This window comes from Aquimixticola soesokkakensis, from assembly GCF_900172375.1.
GTDB classification, from domain to species: Bacteria; Pseudomonadota; Alphaproteobacteria; order Rhodobacterales; family Rhodobacteraceae; genus Aquimixticola; species Aquimixticola soesokkakensis.
On the sequence record NZ_FWFS01000004.1, the window covers coordinates 87,548 to 102,791 of the forward strand.

The window sequence follows — 15,244 nt, forward strand, 5'->3', positions numbered from 1 at the left end:
AGCCCGAAGCAAGGAGAAACCTTGAGCTTCGGGCAAGTGCGGAACGAGGGACAGTGAATACGACAGCAGGTTCCGAGTGCTGTCTTGTCTAATCAACTAGGAACGGCGCGTTTGGGTCCCAAGGTTTGATCATCTGTTCGTGATCACCGCTCGCAACCGCGTGAGCGCCGCTATCCGCGCTGGCTGACCGCATAAAGCGCCACAGCCGCGGCATTGGACACGTTGAGCGAACCGAAATCCCCCACAAAGGGGATCTTGACCAGATGATCGCAGAGCGCGCGGGTTTTTTCGCGCAAGCCCGGCCCCTCGGCCCCCATCACAAGCGCGACCGGACGCCCCGCCAGCGGGATCAGCGCCTCGGCGATATCGACCTCGGCCTCGCCCGCAAGCCCGAGCAGCGTAAAGCCCATGGCGCGCAGTTCTTCCATTGCATCGCCCAGATTGCGCACCCGCAAATAGGGTTGGCGTTCCAGCGCGCCAGAGGCGGTTTTCGCCAAAGCGCCGGTTTCGGGGGCCGCGTGGCGTGCGGTGGCAATCACAGCCGTGGCCCCGAAGACTTCAGCCGATCGCAGCACCGCGCCGACGTTGTGGGGGTCGGTGACCTGGTCAAGCAGCACAACAACGGGTGTGCCCTCCCCCGATCCGATGGCACGCTCGGCAACGTTGCCCCATTCCAGCGCCTTGACCTCCAGCGCCGCGCCCTGGTGCACCGATTGCGGGTCGAGGGGGGCGTTGAATTTGCGCGGATCGACGATCTCGGGCTCCAGCCCCGATGTCGCGATATCTTCGGCCAGTTTGTCATAGGCATTTTTGGTGACGATCAGGCGCAACTTGGTGCGCGCGGGGTTCACCAAAGCATCGCGCACCGCATGCAGCCCGAAAAGCCAGACCGTCTCGGAGGCAGCTTTGCGTTTGGCCTGTTCTTTTTCGACGACCCATTTGGGCTTTTGCATGGCGGACCCCGCGTAAAATTCGAGTAAATATTGGCCCGCTACCTCTGCCCGACATGGCGTTTAAACACAAGTCTGCACGCAGATTGCCACGCAAGCGCAGGCCAAGACGACCAACTCACAAAAAACCCGCTTTTTCCTGTTGACGCCTTCCTGCCAGACTTGTATCCCCCGCCCCACACCAAACGGCAATGCCGTGAAGTGGGCGACGGGCTGCAAGGTGCGGCAGCGGACTGTAACTCCGCCGGGGAGACCCACGCCTGGTTCGATTCCAGGGTCGCCCACCACTTCTCTTTTTCATCTAATAAAATCAATGCCCTGCGGGGCGGTTTCGTAAACCTATCAGGCAGGTTTTACAGTCTTTGTTCTCGTTTCTTTCCGTTCCATTGCCGCAACCGCCCGCTCGGCAAGGTGAAGTCGGTTCGCGGCAACCGTGTAGCGGGTCACTTCGGCAAGCGTTTGGTGCCCGCTGATAGACATGATTTCATGCGCGCTGCACCCGGCTTCCGCGAGTCTGCGGCACGTCGCCTTGCGCAAACCGTGCGGTGAAAGCCCATCAGGCAACAGCCGTTTGCCTTCATCGTCGACCACGGCTTCCACCAGCTTGCGGAACCAATTGGTGAAGCCTTCTGGTGACATTGGTTTGCCGCGTTCCGACATGATGAAAGTCAGGTTGTCGCGCGGAAGAGCGTCCACAGCGGCCCGAAGGTTCGGGTGCAAGGGAATGCTGACGTGCTGCCCGGTCTTGCCTTGCAAGATGGTCAGCACATCGCCCCGAACATGTTGACGGCCCATCTTAACGACATCACCGCGCCGCTGACCCGTGTAGAGTAAGAGCGAAAACGCCAAATGCGCCCGGCTGCCCGCTTCGTGCTGGGCAAGGAAGGCGTCAATGTGTTCTTCTTCCCAAGTGGTAAAGCCTTGGGTTCTGTGGCGCAGTTTCTTGGCGCCCGCAGTCGGATCGTCGCGCCGCCAGCCCAGGTCAATCGCATGTTCCATGAGGGTGCGCATAAGGCGCAGAAGCCGGTTCGCGGCGTCTGGCGTTTCGGCCTTGTTTGCCATGATCTTCTGCACATGTCGTTTTTCCAGATGCGCGACTCGTTTGTCCCCGTGTTCGGCGCGGAAGCGTTCGAGAATGTTCCGCACTGCCCGCTTGGTCGAGTCGGCAAGGCCGCTGTAATCGGCGCTGCGATAATAGCTGGCAACAAGGGCCGCGATGCTGCCCGGAAGTGTCTGCCTTTTGCCGATCTCAGTCTTGTCGCCTTCCATCGCAGCCGCGTATTCGGCCATGAATTGCGGGGACCAGGGCAAGCCCGGAAGCGCGCGGCGCGGATAACCGGGGCGGCGAAAATATCATCGCGGCTTGCCGTGGCGGTCCATCATGCCTTGGCAGTATTTCGGTGGCCGTCTGAGTTGTTTCATAGGATCAATCCCAATCGTTGCTTACTGTGTCGACACCTTCCGTCGACATGCCGTCGCCCGGCAAGCAATCAATTGCGGCGTCCAGCGCGCGAACATCCCAAAGGACGCGGCCATAGACCTTTTTCGGGCCGGGCATGAAGCCATCGCCCATCATCCGGTCAAAGGTTGTGGGGGACACCCCGGCATAGGCAGCCGCTTCCGGGCGCGACAGAAGCCGCGCGGTCGGTGGCGGTAAGACCCTATGACGCGCCGGGGTGCCCATCATCGCCTCAGAATGCGCCGCTCAGGCGCACTTTGACGGTGCCGGTGGCAGCCGCGACGGATTCGATTGCCACGCCCAGCTTCATGTTGCCGCTGGCAGTCGAGGTCACAAGGCCATTGCCGCTGTTGTAATAGACCGGAACGCCCGCACCCGCGTAGGCTTCCGATGCAACTTTGGGCAGCGTCCAGACGCCACCGCAGGCCACGTCGACCGGCTCACCGATTGCCGCGCTGCCTTGGGCCACGCCGATGATGGAACCGGCTTGCACGATTGCGCCGGAAACAACCGCCGCAGTGGCGGGAATGGTGATCGTGTCACCCTTTTGAACGTAGTTCTTTGCCATGACTCAGATGCCTTTCGAGGTGTTGAAGATGATCGAGGAAGGGGGGCGATTGCCGCCCGCCCGCTGGATTTCGGAGTCGAGAGATGCAAGCGCCGCTGCCAGTTCGGCATGGCTGCGATAGCGGATCGACTCGCCGCTGGAGTCGGTCACCATCAGGACGCCGGAAAACTTGGCGTCCATCAGGCGTTCGCGCCACTCTTGGAGTTGCGAGAGCGTTGCCATTACGCGCCCGCGTTCCGGTAAGCGCCCCGGTGATCCGTCGCACCCGCGCCGAAGTCGAGGGTGACGCGGAATTCCCGGCCCAGCACTTCCCAGCCGTCGCGGCTGGACAGTTGCGGCCCTTGCGCGCTGGACAGGTAGGCATATTCCAGCACGGGCGCGGTTGCCGGGTCACCGAAGATGAACCAGCCATTGCCCGTCAAGCGCGGTTCCACGATCAGCGACAGCTTGCCGCCGAACGGGTTCACGTCTGCCGTGGTGTTGGCTTGGATCGAGGTCAACAGCTTTTCGGCTGCGGTTTCACGCGCCGGGCTGACCACGAGGAAGCGCGGAACCACGTTCACCGGAGTCGTGCCGTCCATCATCTTTTGGGTGCGCATCGCTTGCCGCGCCGCGTCCAGGGTCGCTTCCGACAAGGCCGCGCCAGTTCCGGCAAGGTTGCCGTGATCGACATGGAACAGCGCCTTGCCATCGCCCATCGTGACGCCCGCGCGCGCGTTCGCGGACAGAAGCGCCAAGAGTTGCCCGGATTCGGTTTCCGCCGCTGCCTGACCCATCATTTCGCCCCAGCGGGCAAAGGCCCCCAGATCGTCATTGATGATCGCTTTGCGCGACAGGCTGAAAATGCCACCGAAGGTTTCCAAGCTGTAGCCTTCCTTGGCTTCCGCCGTCGAAAGCGCCTTGATCTCACCGGCTTCCGTCACCTTTTCCAGTTTGGTGAAGTTGCCGATCTTGAGGGTCGACAAGGGCCGGAAGTCGGCTGCGGTGCGCTGCCGGGCAAGCTGTTTCAGCGGGCTTTCGGCGCGCCGGTAAGCATCGGCCAGAACACGGTTGCCCGCGCCGGTCAGAAGTTCCGGGAAGTCGCTGACGGTGTGCATGGCACGTTGCAGGATTTCTTCGCGGCCCATCATCGCCACGCCAACGGTGCCGCTGCGGGTCAGGGCATCGCGGGCATAGTCAGTCAGGCCCATCTGCATGAAGGGGCGCGCCGCGTCGGTCGGGGCGGTTCCCATCATCCGGGCGGAAAGGGCTTCCACCTGCCGGGCTTGGATCACTGCCGGGTCATCGCCAGAAGCGCCAACGGTGGCAGTGCGGATCGGCTGCGCCGAACGCTGCGCCATCGCGTCAAAGGCCGCGCTACGGGCTGCGGTCACGTCCGCGCCGGAGTCGATTTGGGAGTCGGACCAGGCCGAGTCCAGGCCAGCCGTTGCGGCAATGGCGCGGATCGCGGCACGGGTTTCGAGGGTTGCCGCGTCGGGCGCGGTAGGGGACAGTTCGGGCAAGGTAGCACTCCTGATAAGGGCTTGGGGGTCTGCGGGGATTGCGACAAGGGAACACTCAACCAGTTCCCAGGTGGTGGCGGTGCGGACGCGCTGCCCCGTGGCGTCGGACGAGTCCTGCCACTTGGCCACGCGGTAACCGATGCTGACTCCGGTCACGTCGCCACGCTCGATCGCGGCAAGGGCTGCGGGGTCGGAAATGCGAAGGGTCGCCACGAGTTGCCCGGCTTCAAACCGGACATTTTCAACGCGGCCCTTCACGTCCTGAATTGAGGCTTGCCGATGCGAATCGAGAACCGGCAAGCGGGGCGCGATGGTCACGGCTGCGGGGTCGATTGCGAGGCGTTCGACATAGCCCGCGCGCTTGACCGGCGCGCCAGTTGAGAGAACCACGTCGACCGTTCCGGCCTCACGGTTCAACGTGGCGGGTGCGATGGTCGCAGCCCGCGTTTCAAGGATGGTCATTCGCTGCCAGCTTCCTTCTTGGGTTGGGGCGTGGCGGCGCGGTTGTTTTGGTTTTCCCAAGGGGCATTGCTCAGGGTCACCGGCTTGTCGGACTCAACCGACAAGGCACGGGACCAGCCTTTGCGCCATTGGGTTTTGGGTTTGACGCTCATTCGCTGCCAGCTTCCTTCTGAGGTTCGGGCGTGGCGGCGCGGGGGTTGAAATTGATGCCCAGCCGCGCTTCACGTTCGCGGTCTGCGGCAATCTCGGAGTCGAGGGTTTCCACGTCATAGCCGCGTTCGGCAACGGCTTGGCGGCGGGACATGAGTCCCCCTTCCAAGGCATCGCGGATCGCTGCCACGTCCTTTGCCGGGTCAATCCACGGCATCGGCGGGGGATAGTGTTCGGCTGCCAGCCAAAGCGGCGCGGCTGCCTCAAAATCGGTAGCGGCTAGATCGCCGCGCAGGATCAGAGCGGAAACCGCCCGTTCCCAGATCGGCGCGCACATCTGCGGAATGACAGTGCCAAATTGAATCTGTTCCAGCTTTTGCCGGAATGCCACCATGCCAGCCCGCAGGCTGCCATAGTTCGCTTCCCGCAGATCGCCGCTGACCAGATGCGCCGGAACGCCCAAGCCCGCCGCAATGGCGCGGATTTGGTGGCTGACGAATTCAGCGGTTTGCTGCGCCTGTTGCGGCGTTGAAAACCGAATGTCGAACCCGGACGGCAGACGCTGCAACACGCCCGGTTCAAGCCCACGGGTCAGGATGCCCGACTCGTCGCTGGCATCGAAGGGTTCGCCCGTGCCGTTTTGATCGACAAGGAAGCCCGCGAACATAGCTGCGGTTTTCACGCCAACGGCCAAGGCATCTTCCAACTGGTCGAGTTCGGACAGGCGCAGCAAGATCGGTGCCAGCCATGACACGCCCCGCACCTGCCCCGCCCCAAGCGGGTGCACGAGGTGCAGCATATCTTCGGCGGGAACGCGGATCGTGCCATAGGTCGAGGCGGAAACAGCCGTGGGGCGGGCTTTCAGAACGTGATAGGCCACGCGCTGTCCCGCCGCGTTGAATTCGATCCCAGCCACCACATAGCCGCCATTGGGCAAGTCGCGCGTGTCGGCTTCATCCACCATTTCAGCGGGCAAAAGCCGCAGCCGCAGCCCATTGGCGCGGGTTTCAATGTGCAGGAAGGCTTCCCCGTCGACGATCATCGCCCGCGCCGCATTGGCTTGCAGCCCGAACAGATCGGTGCGACCTTCCGCGTCTGCCCGTTTGGCCCATGTTGCGAATGCCGCGCCGATGCTGGCACGGTTGCCCGCGTCGGGATGCTGCGAAGCCGGTTTGATGCCAAAGCCCACAAGCCCGGACACAAGCGCCGAAACGCCGTTCGCGGCCCACGGGTTGTTCGCCACAAAGTAACGCGCCCGGCTGCGGATAGGCGCGGACGCTGCCAGCGTTTCCGGCCCGGTGCGACCAAAGGAAGGTGCGGATGACCAGCGCCGCCCGCCCGCCGCGCCATCAAAGCGGCGGGTTTGCATCGGGGCGGAGTTGCGTTTGAACAGATCAATTAGCTTCATTTGCCGTAACGATCCCCGAACATGGCCGCTTGCCCAAATTCAAATAGGAAGTCAGACAATAGCACCTTGAGGTCGACAGTCAGGACCGTGGCAAGTTTCTTGTCATACAATTCCCAATTATCCAGTGACCGAGAAACCCGGTTTGGTTCATCATCGAAAGTATGAATGAAATAGCGGCGCATTACTCTGGAGTCATCGCTCCGATAAAGCTTGATTTCGAGTCGCGGATTGTCCATGTCGCGGAAGAGTTGCGGATTTTCGATTAACCGGAGTTTGGTTGGGTTTCGGTCAAGGTAGTCACGAAATTCGCGCAGAACTTGGGCGTCAAAGCCCATATCCACAAGTTCACTGAAAATGACGGCTTCCGCAGCGCCAACTTCATCGAGAGTCCGGGTTTGATGAAAGTCACCTGACTCCTCGGTGTTAAGTATCCCTAATTTGGCGTTGAAGTTCTTTAAGCGCCCTTGAATGAACTGTGTCATGTCATGTTCCAGGCCAAAGACCTTAACCATGATTTCTGCGACTTGTTTAATTGTGATTCGGCTCATTCTGTTCTCCTTCGCTGAAACGGTTCTATCGGAATCGTTCTGACATGTCAACTATTGATTCCTATGGAACCGACTGTTATACATAGGTTATAAATAGCAGAATCGGGGCGGAAGGTCGAAGGTCTGCCCCGGTTCACCCTTCAACAGACAAAGAATTTGCGCGCCGTGGGTTCCTGTTCAACCCCGCATCCGGTGCGCAAATGGCCGGGTTCCTCACGGTATCCTTCCCCGGCCTGGCGGCGGCGCTGTTACCCTTGGCGTGAGGGTTTCAGCGCCGCCCCTTTTTATGAAAGGAGTCCAATCATGCGAAAACAAAGTAAAGCAGACTTACAGAAAGAGGCGCGGTCCCTGCGCAAATTCGTCACTGACCCCCACTTGATCGGGTGGCTTTGGCCTTGGGACCATGCGAAAGCCGTCAGGTTGATTCAGGACGTCGACAAGGCGTGGTATCAGAAAAACCACAATCGCATCCTGCCACCCGTTCCCATTCAACAGGTCGAACGGGTTCGCGCTGCGCTTGAGGATGAATATCGGCTGTTGGTCTAAATCACATCTGATGTGAAATTCACGTTCGATTTCAGCTATTTATCACGCAAGAGGCTCGATAAATTCTGATTCGGATGCATCAAAGGAGTCCCCGATGCACCTGCAACACACGCCCGGCCAAATGGAAGCTGACAGACTCATGGTCGAATTCATTTCCAGCCCCAATTTCCCCAAGGCGCTCGAACGCATCAAGCGCGCCGCCGATGAGAATGACGACGAATTCCTTGCCGATATTCTCTTGCGGTCATACTTGGGGTCTACGCCGTTCGGTGAATAACCAAATTCGGCAGATCGCTTCTAAGGCGGCGCGAAGACGTGCCGCCTTAGAAGCGATCTGCCGAATTTGGTTATTGAACGAAGTGCGAACATCGCTTATCTTGGCGCTACATGTTGTGCTAGGGGATAGCCATGACGCCATACAGAGACTGGGACAATGACTCCGGTGTGAAAGCATACGACATCGGGCAATCGCACATTGACGTGCAATTTAAGGGCGGAGCGGTTTACCGTTACACGTCCCTATCCGCAGGTCAGCAAAACCTTGACCACATGGCTCGACTTGCGCGCGCAGGCAATGGGCTGAATAACTTCATCAACCGTGTGGTTAAGAAACGCTATTCAGCACGTTTGAGTTAACGAGTCTTTCGTCAGTAACAACGCATGATGCCAAGCGAGTCAGTGGAGCAATTTGTCCCATTGCTTCCACGCGTGATCCCAAGTGAGTCGGTAGACCAAGAATTACCGTAGTTGTCGCGGGTTATTCCAAGGCTGTCGGTTGAATAGGAACTGCCGTCGCTGCAACGGGTAATTCCAAGACTGTCGGTCGAGCAGTTAAGACTCTGAGCCGAAGCGAAAGACGCCCAAAGCACTGCAATCGCAGCGCCAACAATTTGAATAAAATTTGTTTTCATGTCTTTACCTGTTTAACCATGTTGAACGCACAATCTGCGGTTGCCGCTTTGGCGCTGCCTCACTCGACAGTTCTTCCGCCCGCCTGTCAAGATTCACCCCGATCAACTGGCGCGCGGCCCAAGCGTAAACCGTGGCGTCCAGCGTTTCGGCCCGCTTGCCCTTGATCCGCTCAAAGCGGGCATCCGGCCTGCCCCGAACATAGCGCATCACGCGCCGCTCAGAGGTCAGTTGTTCGAAGTAGATCGGTTCCAAGGCATCCCCGAACCGGACGCCTACGCCGCGCGCCAGTCGAGTGAATAGCTGCGATTTCACCGCGTCGGAACCGACCAGCCACAGAAGCTGCCCTTTGGTGCCAGACTTTTGCAGGAAGGCCCGTGAGAAGCCCGGAACGCCTTTGATAGCCACGACGCGCCGCCCATAGCGCGGGCGGGTGAAGCTGTTCACGATTTCCGTATGCCCGCCGTCCCCTGAGTCGATGCAGGCTGCGTCAATGCGGATCGTGCCGCCGTTCGGGTGCTGCCACGTTTCACGCAACAGCGAGTCCAGGTCTTGCCAGACGGCTTCCCCGTCAATCGGCCCCCAGAAGATGCGATGATCGAGAGCAAAAATGTCGCTGCGCCCGTGCCCCATGATAACCACTTCAATCCGGTCATCCTGGGAGTCGACACCGGCAGTCAGGAACAGCACGTCATCCGGCAGGGCATCGAGGCGGAACGGTTCACGCCGCCCGAACAATTCGTGTTCGTCCAGATCATCGCCTTCGGTTTTCCACGGTTCGCCAAGGACCAGGTTCGTGAAGGTCTGCAAGGTTTCCGGGCTTTTCTTGGCTTCCAAGAATTCGGCTGCCAGCTTTGCCCAGCGCGCGTTGAAATGCGGGCTGATAAGGGCATTCACTTTGAACCCGGCATGGCCCTTCACATCGGGCGCAGTTGCGCGCCAGCGGCCCGCAGCGACCATCGCGGGCTTATCCCGTTCCTGCACAATGCAGCCGTTATTCGGGCAGGTCCAATGCGCCGAGTCCGGGTCACCTTTCTGCCAGCGAATATCTGCCCATTTGATTTCCGCGAATTCGTTGCAGGACGGGCAAAGACATTCGTAAATCCGTTTGTCCGATTTGTCATAGAGCCGGGTTGCCGGGCCAAAGTCGAAAACCGGAGTCGAACCTGCAATGATCTTCCGATCTCGAAAGGTCATGGTGCGCATGGTCGCTAACTCTATTGGATCGCCTTCCTGCGAAACCTCAAACCCGTCTATTTCGTCCATAATCAGAATTTTCGCCGTGTGGCGGCGCAGGTTGCGCGGGCTTTTCGCAGCAAGGAATTTCAAGCTGCCACCGGGAAAGCGCCGGTTGAGCATGGTCGACCGGCCCGTTTCGTCGGCTTCATCGCTTAACAGGCCACGCAAGGCGGGCGATGCGCTGAATACCTGTTCCAGGTCGACGGCATAGTCGCGGGCATCGTCCGCAGTCGGCTGGACGGCCAAGATCGGCGCGGGGGCGTTCGCAACGTGACTGGCGATGATGCCAGACAGAAGCGCGGTGTAGCCGATACGCGCTGATTTCAGCACGGTCACCCGCTCAATCCCCGGATCGTCCAGCGCATCGCAGATGCCCCGCTGATAGGCCCAGAGTTTCATCTTGCCGGGAAGCGCGCTGGCATTCTGCGGCAGGAAGATATTCGCCTCAATCCAGTCTGCGGTTGCCATATCGGCGGGCGGGCGCAGGGCTTTCAGGGCGCGGCTGCGAATCAACTCAATTCCCATTTGCGAGTCCTTCCAAGGCAGCTTTGATTTCCCGGTCAATCTCTGCCACGTCATGTGCAGTCAGATGCGCCAGTTTCGATCCCACGCGGGACGGCACGGCCAAGACGGTCGACCGGACATCCCGCAGCACGTTCGCCCATTCGCGTTCCACGTCAGCACTTCTGACCAATTCGCCGCGCGCCGCCGCGTTCTGAATTTCAATCTTGTCGGCTTGATGCTTGGCGAGGCGCAGCTTTTCGGTTTTCAAATCGTCGGGAACCTGCCCCCCGCCCTTGATCGCACCATCCCGCAGCCGGGCAATGTAACCGTGCAAGGATGCCCGAACATCCCACCGGCCCCGGCCATTCTTCACAAGAGTCCCGTCGCGGGTTTTGGTGCGCACCTGACTCGTGGCAAGGCCCAGAAAGGCCGCAATTTCGGATTCCGTCATCGTTGCCGGAATCCGGTCTTCGGGGTGCGGGTCAGCGGGTTTGAAGTCTTGAAACAGGTCTTCCAGGTTCGTTTCAGAATAGGTCATTGATGCTTACCTTTCGGCCCTGCCATTGAAATTTTTCTGTAGAGCGCGTTTTTTCGGGGTTCGGAGTCCCCGCGGGTGCCGCCCCTAGGGAAGGACCCATGATCGAATGGGGGCGATGATCGCGGCAAACCAATGATGCGCCACGCTGCACCGCCGCTTCCGATTGATTGTGCTTCATCTTCTGGTTCCATTGCTGAGCATGGCACCGAGACACGGGACACCCTTAAGGGGTGTGTCCCTGTCCGTCTCGCCGGTGTGCCCTTTTGCCGGTTGAGACATGCGAGACATGTCCCGGTCATGTCTCAGTCCGTCCCGTTTCATCGTCATCTGACAGGCCATCATCAAAGCCGTCGCGGATGGAATAGAAGCCATCATCGCCTGTAACCAATCCATCCCGTGCCAGCGTTTCGAGTGACCGATTGAACGCTTTTCGCCGGGTTGCAGGATCCTCATTCGCGCAAACCGCATCGGACGCTAAACAAGCGTTTCTCCAATCGTCCCGGTTGACCGGCTGTGTCATGCCTTCCAGGATTTTCAGCGCTGCCGCAGCTTGCGGGGGAAGGCGCTTCACCTTGGCCGGGATGCCGGTCAGCGGGTTGCAGCGCGGATAGGTCAGCGGGTCTCCATCATCATCAAATCCGAAGTCATCGGTGGCGATGGTGAAGGCAATGTCTCGATCACAGGTGCCGTTCCTGTTTTTGGTCAGCCTGCCCCGGATGATCTTCTGTTCATCGTCGCGCTTCACATGCAGGGCAACATCAAGCGCCCCATTCAACAAGCTATGCCCACGCGGTGTGCCACCTTCCGCTTTCGTGTCGTGGTGGATCAGCACAACCGCAGCGCCCCAACGGGTCAGCGCCCGCGACACCGCGACCACGCGGCCCATAGCTTCGGCGCTGTTCTCTTCCAGGCCGGGGAATGCCATTGCCAGCGTGTCGATAAAGATCAGCGCGGGGCGTTCGGCCTTCACAGCCTCTTTCAGCGCCAGATAGTCAGGCGACTCCTTGATAAGAAGGTTCGACACGCCTTCCACCAGCTTGAAGGTTTGCGCGCCGCCATGCGCCTTCCGCAGCGCCTTCACGCGCCCGCGCATCCCGTGGGAGTCTTCGGACGCCACATAGAACACGCCGCCCGCTTTGGTGCGCATCCCGAAGGCTTCATTGCCCTGCGTCAGCATGTAGCCAAGGAAGGGCGCAATGAGGGATTTACCGGCACCCGGCGCGCCGAAGATGCAGGCAACGTCCTTTTCGGCCAGCAAGCCTTTAATCAGGTATTTGCGCGCGGGTGACGCCTCACATTCATCGGGCGTTAGAAAGGTCAGCGTCGACGGTTTCGGCTTTCCCGGCTCGGGATGTGCAGGCAGATCGTCAAAATCGTCTATGGATACGTTGGAAGGCCGCTCATAGCCATTTTGAATTGCGTAGTGAAAAAGAGTCCCGATGGTAATTCCACCAGGCTTGAAGCCCCGCCACTTCTGGCGCAGTTCTTTGATTCCCTTGTATCCGATTTGTGTTGCTGACCAGGTATTCCAAACGGCCAAACCTTCATCGCTGCCCCAGAAGTCAGAATGAATTGCCTGTCCTATTTCAAGCCATTTGAAATAGTTACCCTTTTCGAGGGTGATGCAGGCCAGCGCGCGCTGGATTTCCGCCCGGTCAGCCGGTTCGCGGAACAGGTCTGACAGATCGGTTGTCGACTTCACCGGCTTGGGTGCCGGGCCAATCGAGGCAACGCCGGTCACGCAGTCCAGCGTCTGCCCTTCCACAAGGATCGACTTCGGGGGGCGTTCGGCCAAGCCGCCAAAGTAGAAGGATTGCGACGGTTTGAAGGACTCATCCGCAAGGATGCCCCCCAGCGCGCCGTTGAGACGGGCGCAGAGGGCTTCCCGTTCTTCCGGTGCAGCTTCACGCGCCAGAGGTGCTAGGACGCGCCAGCGCGGCGCTTCCGGAGTATGGCTTGGGGTGGTGTAGATCAGCGCGGCGATGCCAGCCTGGCGCAGCCGTTCGGCGGCGTCCTGAGGCGTAACCGCGCCCGCGTCATAGTCGCCCTCCACCCCTGACACGCTCAACAGGTTGGCATCGTGGCGCAGGCTGCCCTTTTCGGTTCGCACATCCCCGAAGGTGCCCAGCTTGACCAATGGCAGGTCGGATTTTGCGGCGGCGGTTGTGGCAGTCAGCCGGGCGTGAATCTGCCGAAGGGAAAGCCGCGCCGGTTCGATCCGCTGCGCCTTCACATCGGCAAACATGGATACCGCCAACGGCACATCGCAGCCTTGATTCTCAGTCGCAGATTCAGTATATTTCTCGAACGCGATTTTCTGAGCCGCCGAAGTTTCAACGCCGTTCCCGGTTGCAGCCGGGGCGGCGTTTTCCGTTTCAGGTGGCGGCGTCCAATCGAACAGGTCGCTGAGGTCGGTAAAGTAGTCTTTCACGGTGCAGTTCCTTCATTGAAGGCCCCGCAAGGTTTGACAAGCTGGACGAAAAACTAGGAAATTCAATGGGCTGTTTCCGGTAGGGTTTACAGAGCAACTTATTGTTTTTGCTCATTTAGGTTACTACAGGGTCGCCCACCATTTTACTTCCTTAAAATCGGTGGCTTACGTGACGCGGCGGGCAGATGCCCTGCCTGTGAACCGCTGGAATTTACCGCGTGGCGTTTTGGCGCCCTGCCCCTCAGCGCAAGCGCGACGCGCCCCAAAGCAATGCGGGGCTTGAGGTGCATCGGCGCGTAATGTCGGCCCGTCACATCAGCCCGTTATTTTGGATGGTCACATCCGCGCCGCCGCCCTCGCTGGCGTTGAATTTGCGCAATTTTTGCAATTCCTCCTCTATACTTCTGGCCCGATAGAAGCGACACTTGGCCACAATCGCGCCTGATCGTTTCCAATTGCGGGTCAATCAAGCGCTTCAGTGCCGATCATAGTGTCGTCATGCCTCCCGCCGGTCTTGCCGACCAGATAACGCCAGATAACGCCAGACAACGGATGTGTTTCGCATGACCTCCCCCGCGAATGCCCCCCTGCCACCGGCCGACACCCACGGTGATCGCCCCGTGTTCAACGTCGTCGCCATCGCTCAAAATGGCCGCATCATGTATGAGGCCGCTTTGTTTGCCGCCTCGCTGCGCCACTGTGACCCCGATTTCGCAGGCCGCCTGATTTTGGCGGTGCCGCAGGCGGGCGAGAACTGGAACAACGACCCGTCGGTGCGCGATGTTGACATTCTCGACCTCTACAAGCGCCTTGGCGTCGAAATCATTCCCTTCGAAAGCAAACATTTCGGCCAATCCTACCCCTACGGCAACAAAATCGAGGCGCTGATGGCCCTGCCAAAGGGCGAGCCCTTCGTGTTTTTTGACAGCGATACGCTGATCATGGGGCCGCTCAGCCGCGTCGCCTTTGATTTCGACCGCCCCTGCGCCTCGCTCAAATGCGAAGGCACCTGGCCCGAAATCGAACTCTACGGGCCGGGCTATTACGAGAGCTGGAAATCGCTCTATGACCGCTTTGGCCTCGATATCGAGCCAACGATTGATCACAGCCAGCCCGAAGAATACTGGAAGCGCTTCCTGTATTTCAACGCGGGTTTCTTTTTCTATCGCTGCCCCCATGAATTTGGCGCGCGCTTCCTCGAATATGCCCTTGAAATCAGGGACAATCCCCCGCCCCAGGTCGCGTTGCAAAGCTTTGACCCCTGGCTTGATCAGGTGGCCCTGCCGCTGGTGATCCATTCCTTTGGCGGCGCGCGCAACACCCTGCCCGAGGACACGCTGGACGGGGCGATTTCGTGTCACTACCGCACGTTTCCCCTGCTCTACGCGCGCGAGAACGACCATGTGATCGAGACCCTGAACACTGTCGCCGCGCCCAACTGGATCAAGAAAGTCCTCAAGGAATACGAGCCGATCAAGCGGCTGGTCTATCAAAACCGCGGCCTCAAGGTGCGCGACATGTTTGACCGCAACGACCTGCCGCGCCGCGAACGCACCATCCGCAACCGCATCCGCGCAGAAAACCTCTGGATGCGCTAGGCGGCCCTACACGCCTGCATTTTACCCCTCTAAAATACCCCCCCAAGAGACGGCTCACCGAAGCCATATCGGGAGGCGGGTGATGGCGGTATTTTTCACGCGTGCGATCTGCCGCCTTCTTACCGCCTTTCAGGCCAAACGCATCATCGCATGCGGTTTTCGCGGCGGGTTGCGACCGGACCCGGTGATATTGCGCAGTATGTTGCCGCTTTGGCCGGGGTCCCCGCGCCACAAAACGCCCAAGTCCGAGGCTTTGGCCCGCGTCCGGGCATCGGGCATCTGGCGCACAACATCGGCGGAGCCTCGCCACCTGCCCCACAAGCCGTTGCGTCTGCGCGCCTTTTGCTTTTCCTGAGGCGCGGCTTGGGGTAGGCTTGGGGCGGAAAAAACAAGATCTCGCCCCGATCGGTCCTTGCAACCGGCACAGTGGCG

Annotated in this window: 15 protein-coding genes and 1 tRNA gene; 3 read left to right on the plus strand and 13 right to left on the minus strand. The window is 59.9% G+C overall.

Going from position 1 to position 15,244, the window contains the following annotated elements:
* Positions 1-170 precede the first annotated feature (170 nt).
* The gene (rlmB, locus tag AQS8620_RS06155; protein WP_085835978.1) at positions 171-953 is read right to left on the minus strand and encodes a 23S rRNA (guanosine(2251)-2'-O)-methyltransferase RlmB; all 783 of its coding nucleotides are present in this window, start codon (positions 951-953) and stop codon (positions 171-173) included.
* 200 nt (positions 954-1,153) lie between these two features.
* Here rlmB and AQS8620_RS17015 point away from each other — a divergent pair.
* A tRNA-Tyr gene (locus AQS8620_RS17015) sits at positions 1,154-1,237 on the plus strand.
* Positions 1,238-1,292: 55 nt separating this feature from the next.
* Here AQS8620_RS17015 and AQS8620_RS06160 read toward each other — a convergent pair.
* From AQS8620_RS06160 to AQS8620_RS06190, 8 genes are all read right to left on the minus strand, one after another.
* Positions 1,293-2,240 carry a tyrosine-type recombinase/integrase gene (locus tag AQS8620_RS06160; protein ID WP_085835979.1) on the minus strand — a complete coding sequence of 316 codons (948 nt, stop codon included), beginning with the start codon at positions 2,238-2,240 and terminating at the stop codon, positions 1,293-1,295.
* Between the two features lie 136 nt (positions 2,241-2,376).
* Positions 2,377-2,637 carry a helix-turn-helix transcriptional regulator gene (locus AQS8620_RS06165; RefSeq protein ID WP_200809600.1) on the minus strand — a complete coding sequence of 87 codons (261 nt, stop codon included), beginning with the start codon at positions 2,635-2,637 and terminating at the stop codon, positions 2,377-2,379.
* 4 nt (positions 2,638-2,641) lie between these two features.
* Positions 2,642-2,977 carry a DUF2190 family protein gene (locus AQS8620_RS06170; RefSeq protein WP_085835980.1) on the minus strand — a complete coding sequence of 112 codons (336 nt, stop codon included), beginning with the start codon at positions 2,975-2,977 and terminating at the stop codon, positions 2,642-2,644.
* Positions 2,978-2,980: 3 nt separating this feature from the next.
* A complete protein-coding gene (locus tag AQS8620_RS06175) occupies positions 2,981-3,199 on the minus strand; it encodes a phage head-tail joining protein (protein WP_085835981.1) in 219 nt (72 codons plus the stop codon).
* On the minus strand, positions 3,199-4,941 hold the full coding sequence (locus AQS8620_RS06180) for a prohead protease/major capsid protein fusion protein (protein ID WP_085835982.1): 1,743 nt from the start codon (positions 4,939-4,941) through the stop codon (positions 3,199-3,201). Before AQS8620_RS06180 ends, AQS8620_RS06175 begins: the two co-directional genes overlap by 1 nt.
* Complete coding sequence (locus AQS8620_RS17020) at positions 4,938-5,093, minus strand: hypothetical protein (RefSeq protein ID WP_159453204.1); 156 nt, start codon at positions 5,091-5,093, stop codon at positions 4,938-4,940. Before AQS8620_RS17020 ends, AQS8620_RS06180 begins: the two co-directional genes overlap by 4 nt.
* A complete protein-coding gene (locus AQS8620_RS06185) occupies positions 5,090-6,499 on the minus strand; it encodes a phage portal protein (protein WP_085835983.1) in 1,410 nt (469 codons plus the stop codon). Before AQS8620_RS06185 ends, AQS8620_RS17020 begins: the two co-directional genes overlap by 4 nt.
* Positions 6,496-7,047 carry a hypothetical protein gene (locus tag AQS8620_RS06190; protein ID WP_085835984.1) on the minus strand — a complete coding sequence of 184 codons (552 nt, stop codon included), beginning with the start codon at positions 7,045-7,047 and terminating at the stop codon, positions 6,496-6,498. The genes AQS8620_RS06185 and AQS8620_RS06190 overlap by 4 nt, the downstream gene beginning before the upstream one ends.
* A gap of 640 nt (positions 7,048-7,687) precedes the next feature.
* Between AQS8620_RS06190 and AQS8620_RS06200 the strand changes: the two genes are divergently transcribed.
* Positions 7,688-7,870, plus strand: a complete 183-nt coding sequence (locus AQS8620_RS06200) for a hypothetical protein (protein ID WP_085835986.1) — start codon at positions 7,688-7,690, stop codon at positions 7,868-7,870.
* A 638-nt stretch (positions 7,871-8,508) separates the two neighbouring features.
* Here AQS8620_RS06200 and AQS8620_RS06215 read toward each other — a convergent pair.
* The 4 genes from AQS8620_RS06215 to AQS8620_RS17025 form a co-directional block, all read right to left on the minus strand.
* A complete protein-coding gene (locus tag AQS8620_RS06215) occupies positions 8,509-10,254 on the minus strand; it encodes a phage terminase large subunit family protein (protein WP_234990393.1) in 1,746 nt (581 codons plus the stop codon).
* 1 nt (position 10,255) lies between these two features.
* Positions 10,256-10,783 (minus strand): DUF1441 family protein, encoded by a 528-nt coding sequence (locus AQS8620_RS06220; protein WP_085835990.1) that lies wholly within the window; start codon positions 10,781-10,783, stop codon positions 10,256-10,258.
* Between the two features lie 295 nt (positions 10,784-11,078).
* Entirely contained in the window at positions 11,079-13,214 is a 2,136-nt protein-coding gene (locus AQS8620_RS06225; protein WP_085835991.1) for an AAA family ATPase, read from the minus strand.
* A 310-nt stretch (positions 13,215-13,524) separates the two neighbouring features.
* Complete coding sequence (locus AQS8620_RS17025; RefSeq protein ID WP_159453205.1) at positions 13,525-13,680, minus strand: hypothetical protein; 156 nt, start codon at positions 13,678-13,680, stop codon at positions 13,525-13,527.
* Between the two features lie 97 nt (positions 13,681-13,777).
* On the opposite strand from AQS8620_RS17025, the gene AQS8620_RS06230 reads away from it, so the two are divergent.
* Complete coding sequence (locus tag AQS8620_RS06230; RefSeq protein WP_085835992.1) at positions 13,778-14,812, plus strand: GT-B fold glycosyltransferase domain-containing protein; 1,035 nt, start codon at positions 13,778-13,780, stop codon at positions 14,810-14,812.
* Positions 14,813-15,244: the final 432 nt, after the last annotated feature.

Coding starts and splice junctions, on each gene's coding strand:
- AQS8620_RS06175 (WP_085835981.1), bottom strand. CDS start 3,199: ATGGCAACGCTCTCGCAACTCCAAGAGTGGCGCGAACGCCTGATGGAC.
- AQS8620_RS17020 (WP_159453204.1), bottom strand. CDS start 5,093: ATGAGCGTCAAACCCAAAACCCAATGGCGCAAAGGCTGGTCCCGTGCC.
- AQS8620_RS06160 (WP_085835979.1), bottom strand. CDS start 2,240: ATGGCCGAATACGCGGCTGCGATGGAAGGCGACAAGACTGAGATCGGC.
- AQS8620_RS06170 (WP_085835980.1), bottom strand. CDS start 2,977: ATGGCAAAGAACTACGTTCAAAAGGGTGACACGATCACCATTCCCGCC.
- AQS8620_RS06190 (WP_085835984.1), bottom strand. CDS start 7,047: ATGAGCCGAATCACAATTAAACAAGTCGCAGAAATCATGGTTAAGGTC.
- AQS8620_RS06185 (WP_085835983.1), bottom strand. CDS start 6,499: ATGAAGCTAATTGATCTGTTCAAACGCAACTCCGCCCCGATGCAAACC.
- AQS8620_RS06200 (WP_085835986.1), top strand. CDS start 7,688: ATGCACCTGCAACACACGCCCGGCCAAATGGAAGCTGACAGACTCATG.
- AQS8620_RS06220 (WP_085835990.1), bottom strand. CDS start 10,783: ATGACCTATTCTGAAACGAACCTGGAAGACCTGTTTCAAGACTTCAAA.
- AQS8620_RS06180 (WP_085835982.1), bottom strand. CDS start 4,941: ATGACCATCCTTGAAACGCGGGCTGCGACCATCGCACCCGCCACGTTG.
- rlmB (WP_085835978.1), bottom strand. CDS start 953: ATGCAAAAGCCCAAATGGGTCGTCGAAAAAGAACAGGCCAAACGCAAA.
- AQS8620_RS06230 (WP_085835992.1), top strand. CDS start 13,778: ATGACCTCCCCCGCGAATGCCCCCCTGCCACCGGCCGACACCCACGGT.
- AQS8620_RS06165 (WP_200809600.1), bottom strand. CDS start 2,637: ATGATGGGCACCCCGGCGCGTCATAGGGTCTTACCGCCACCGACCGCG.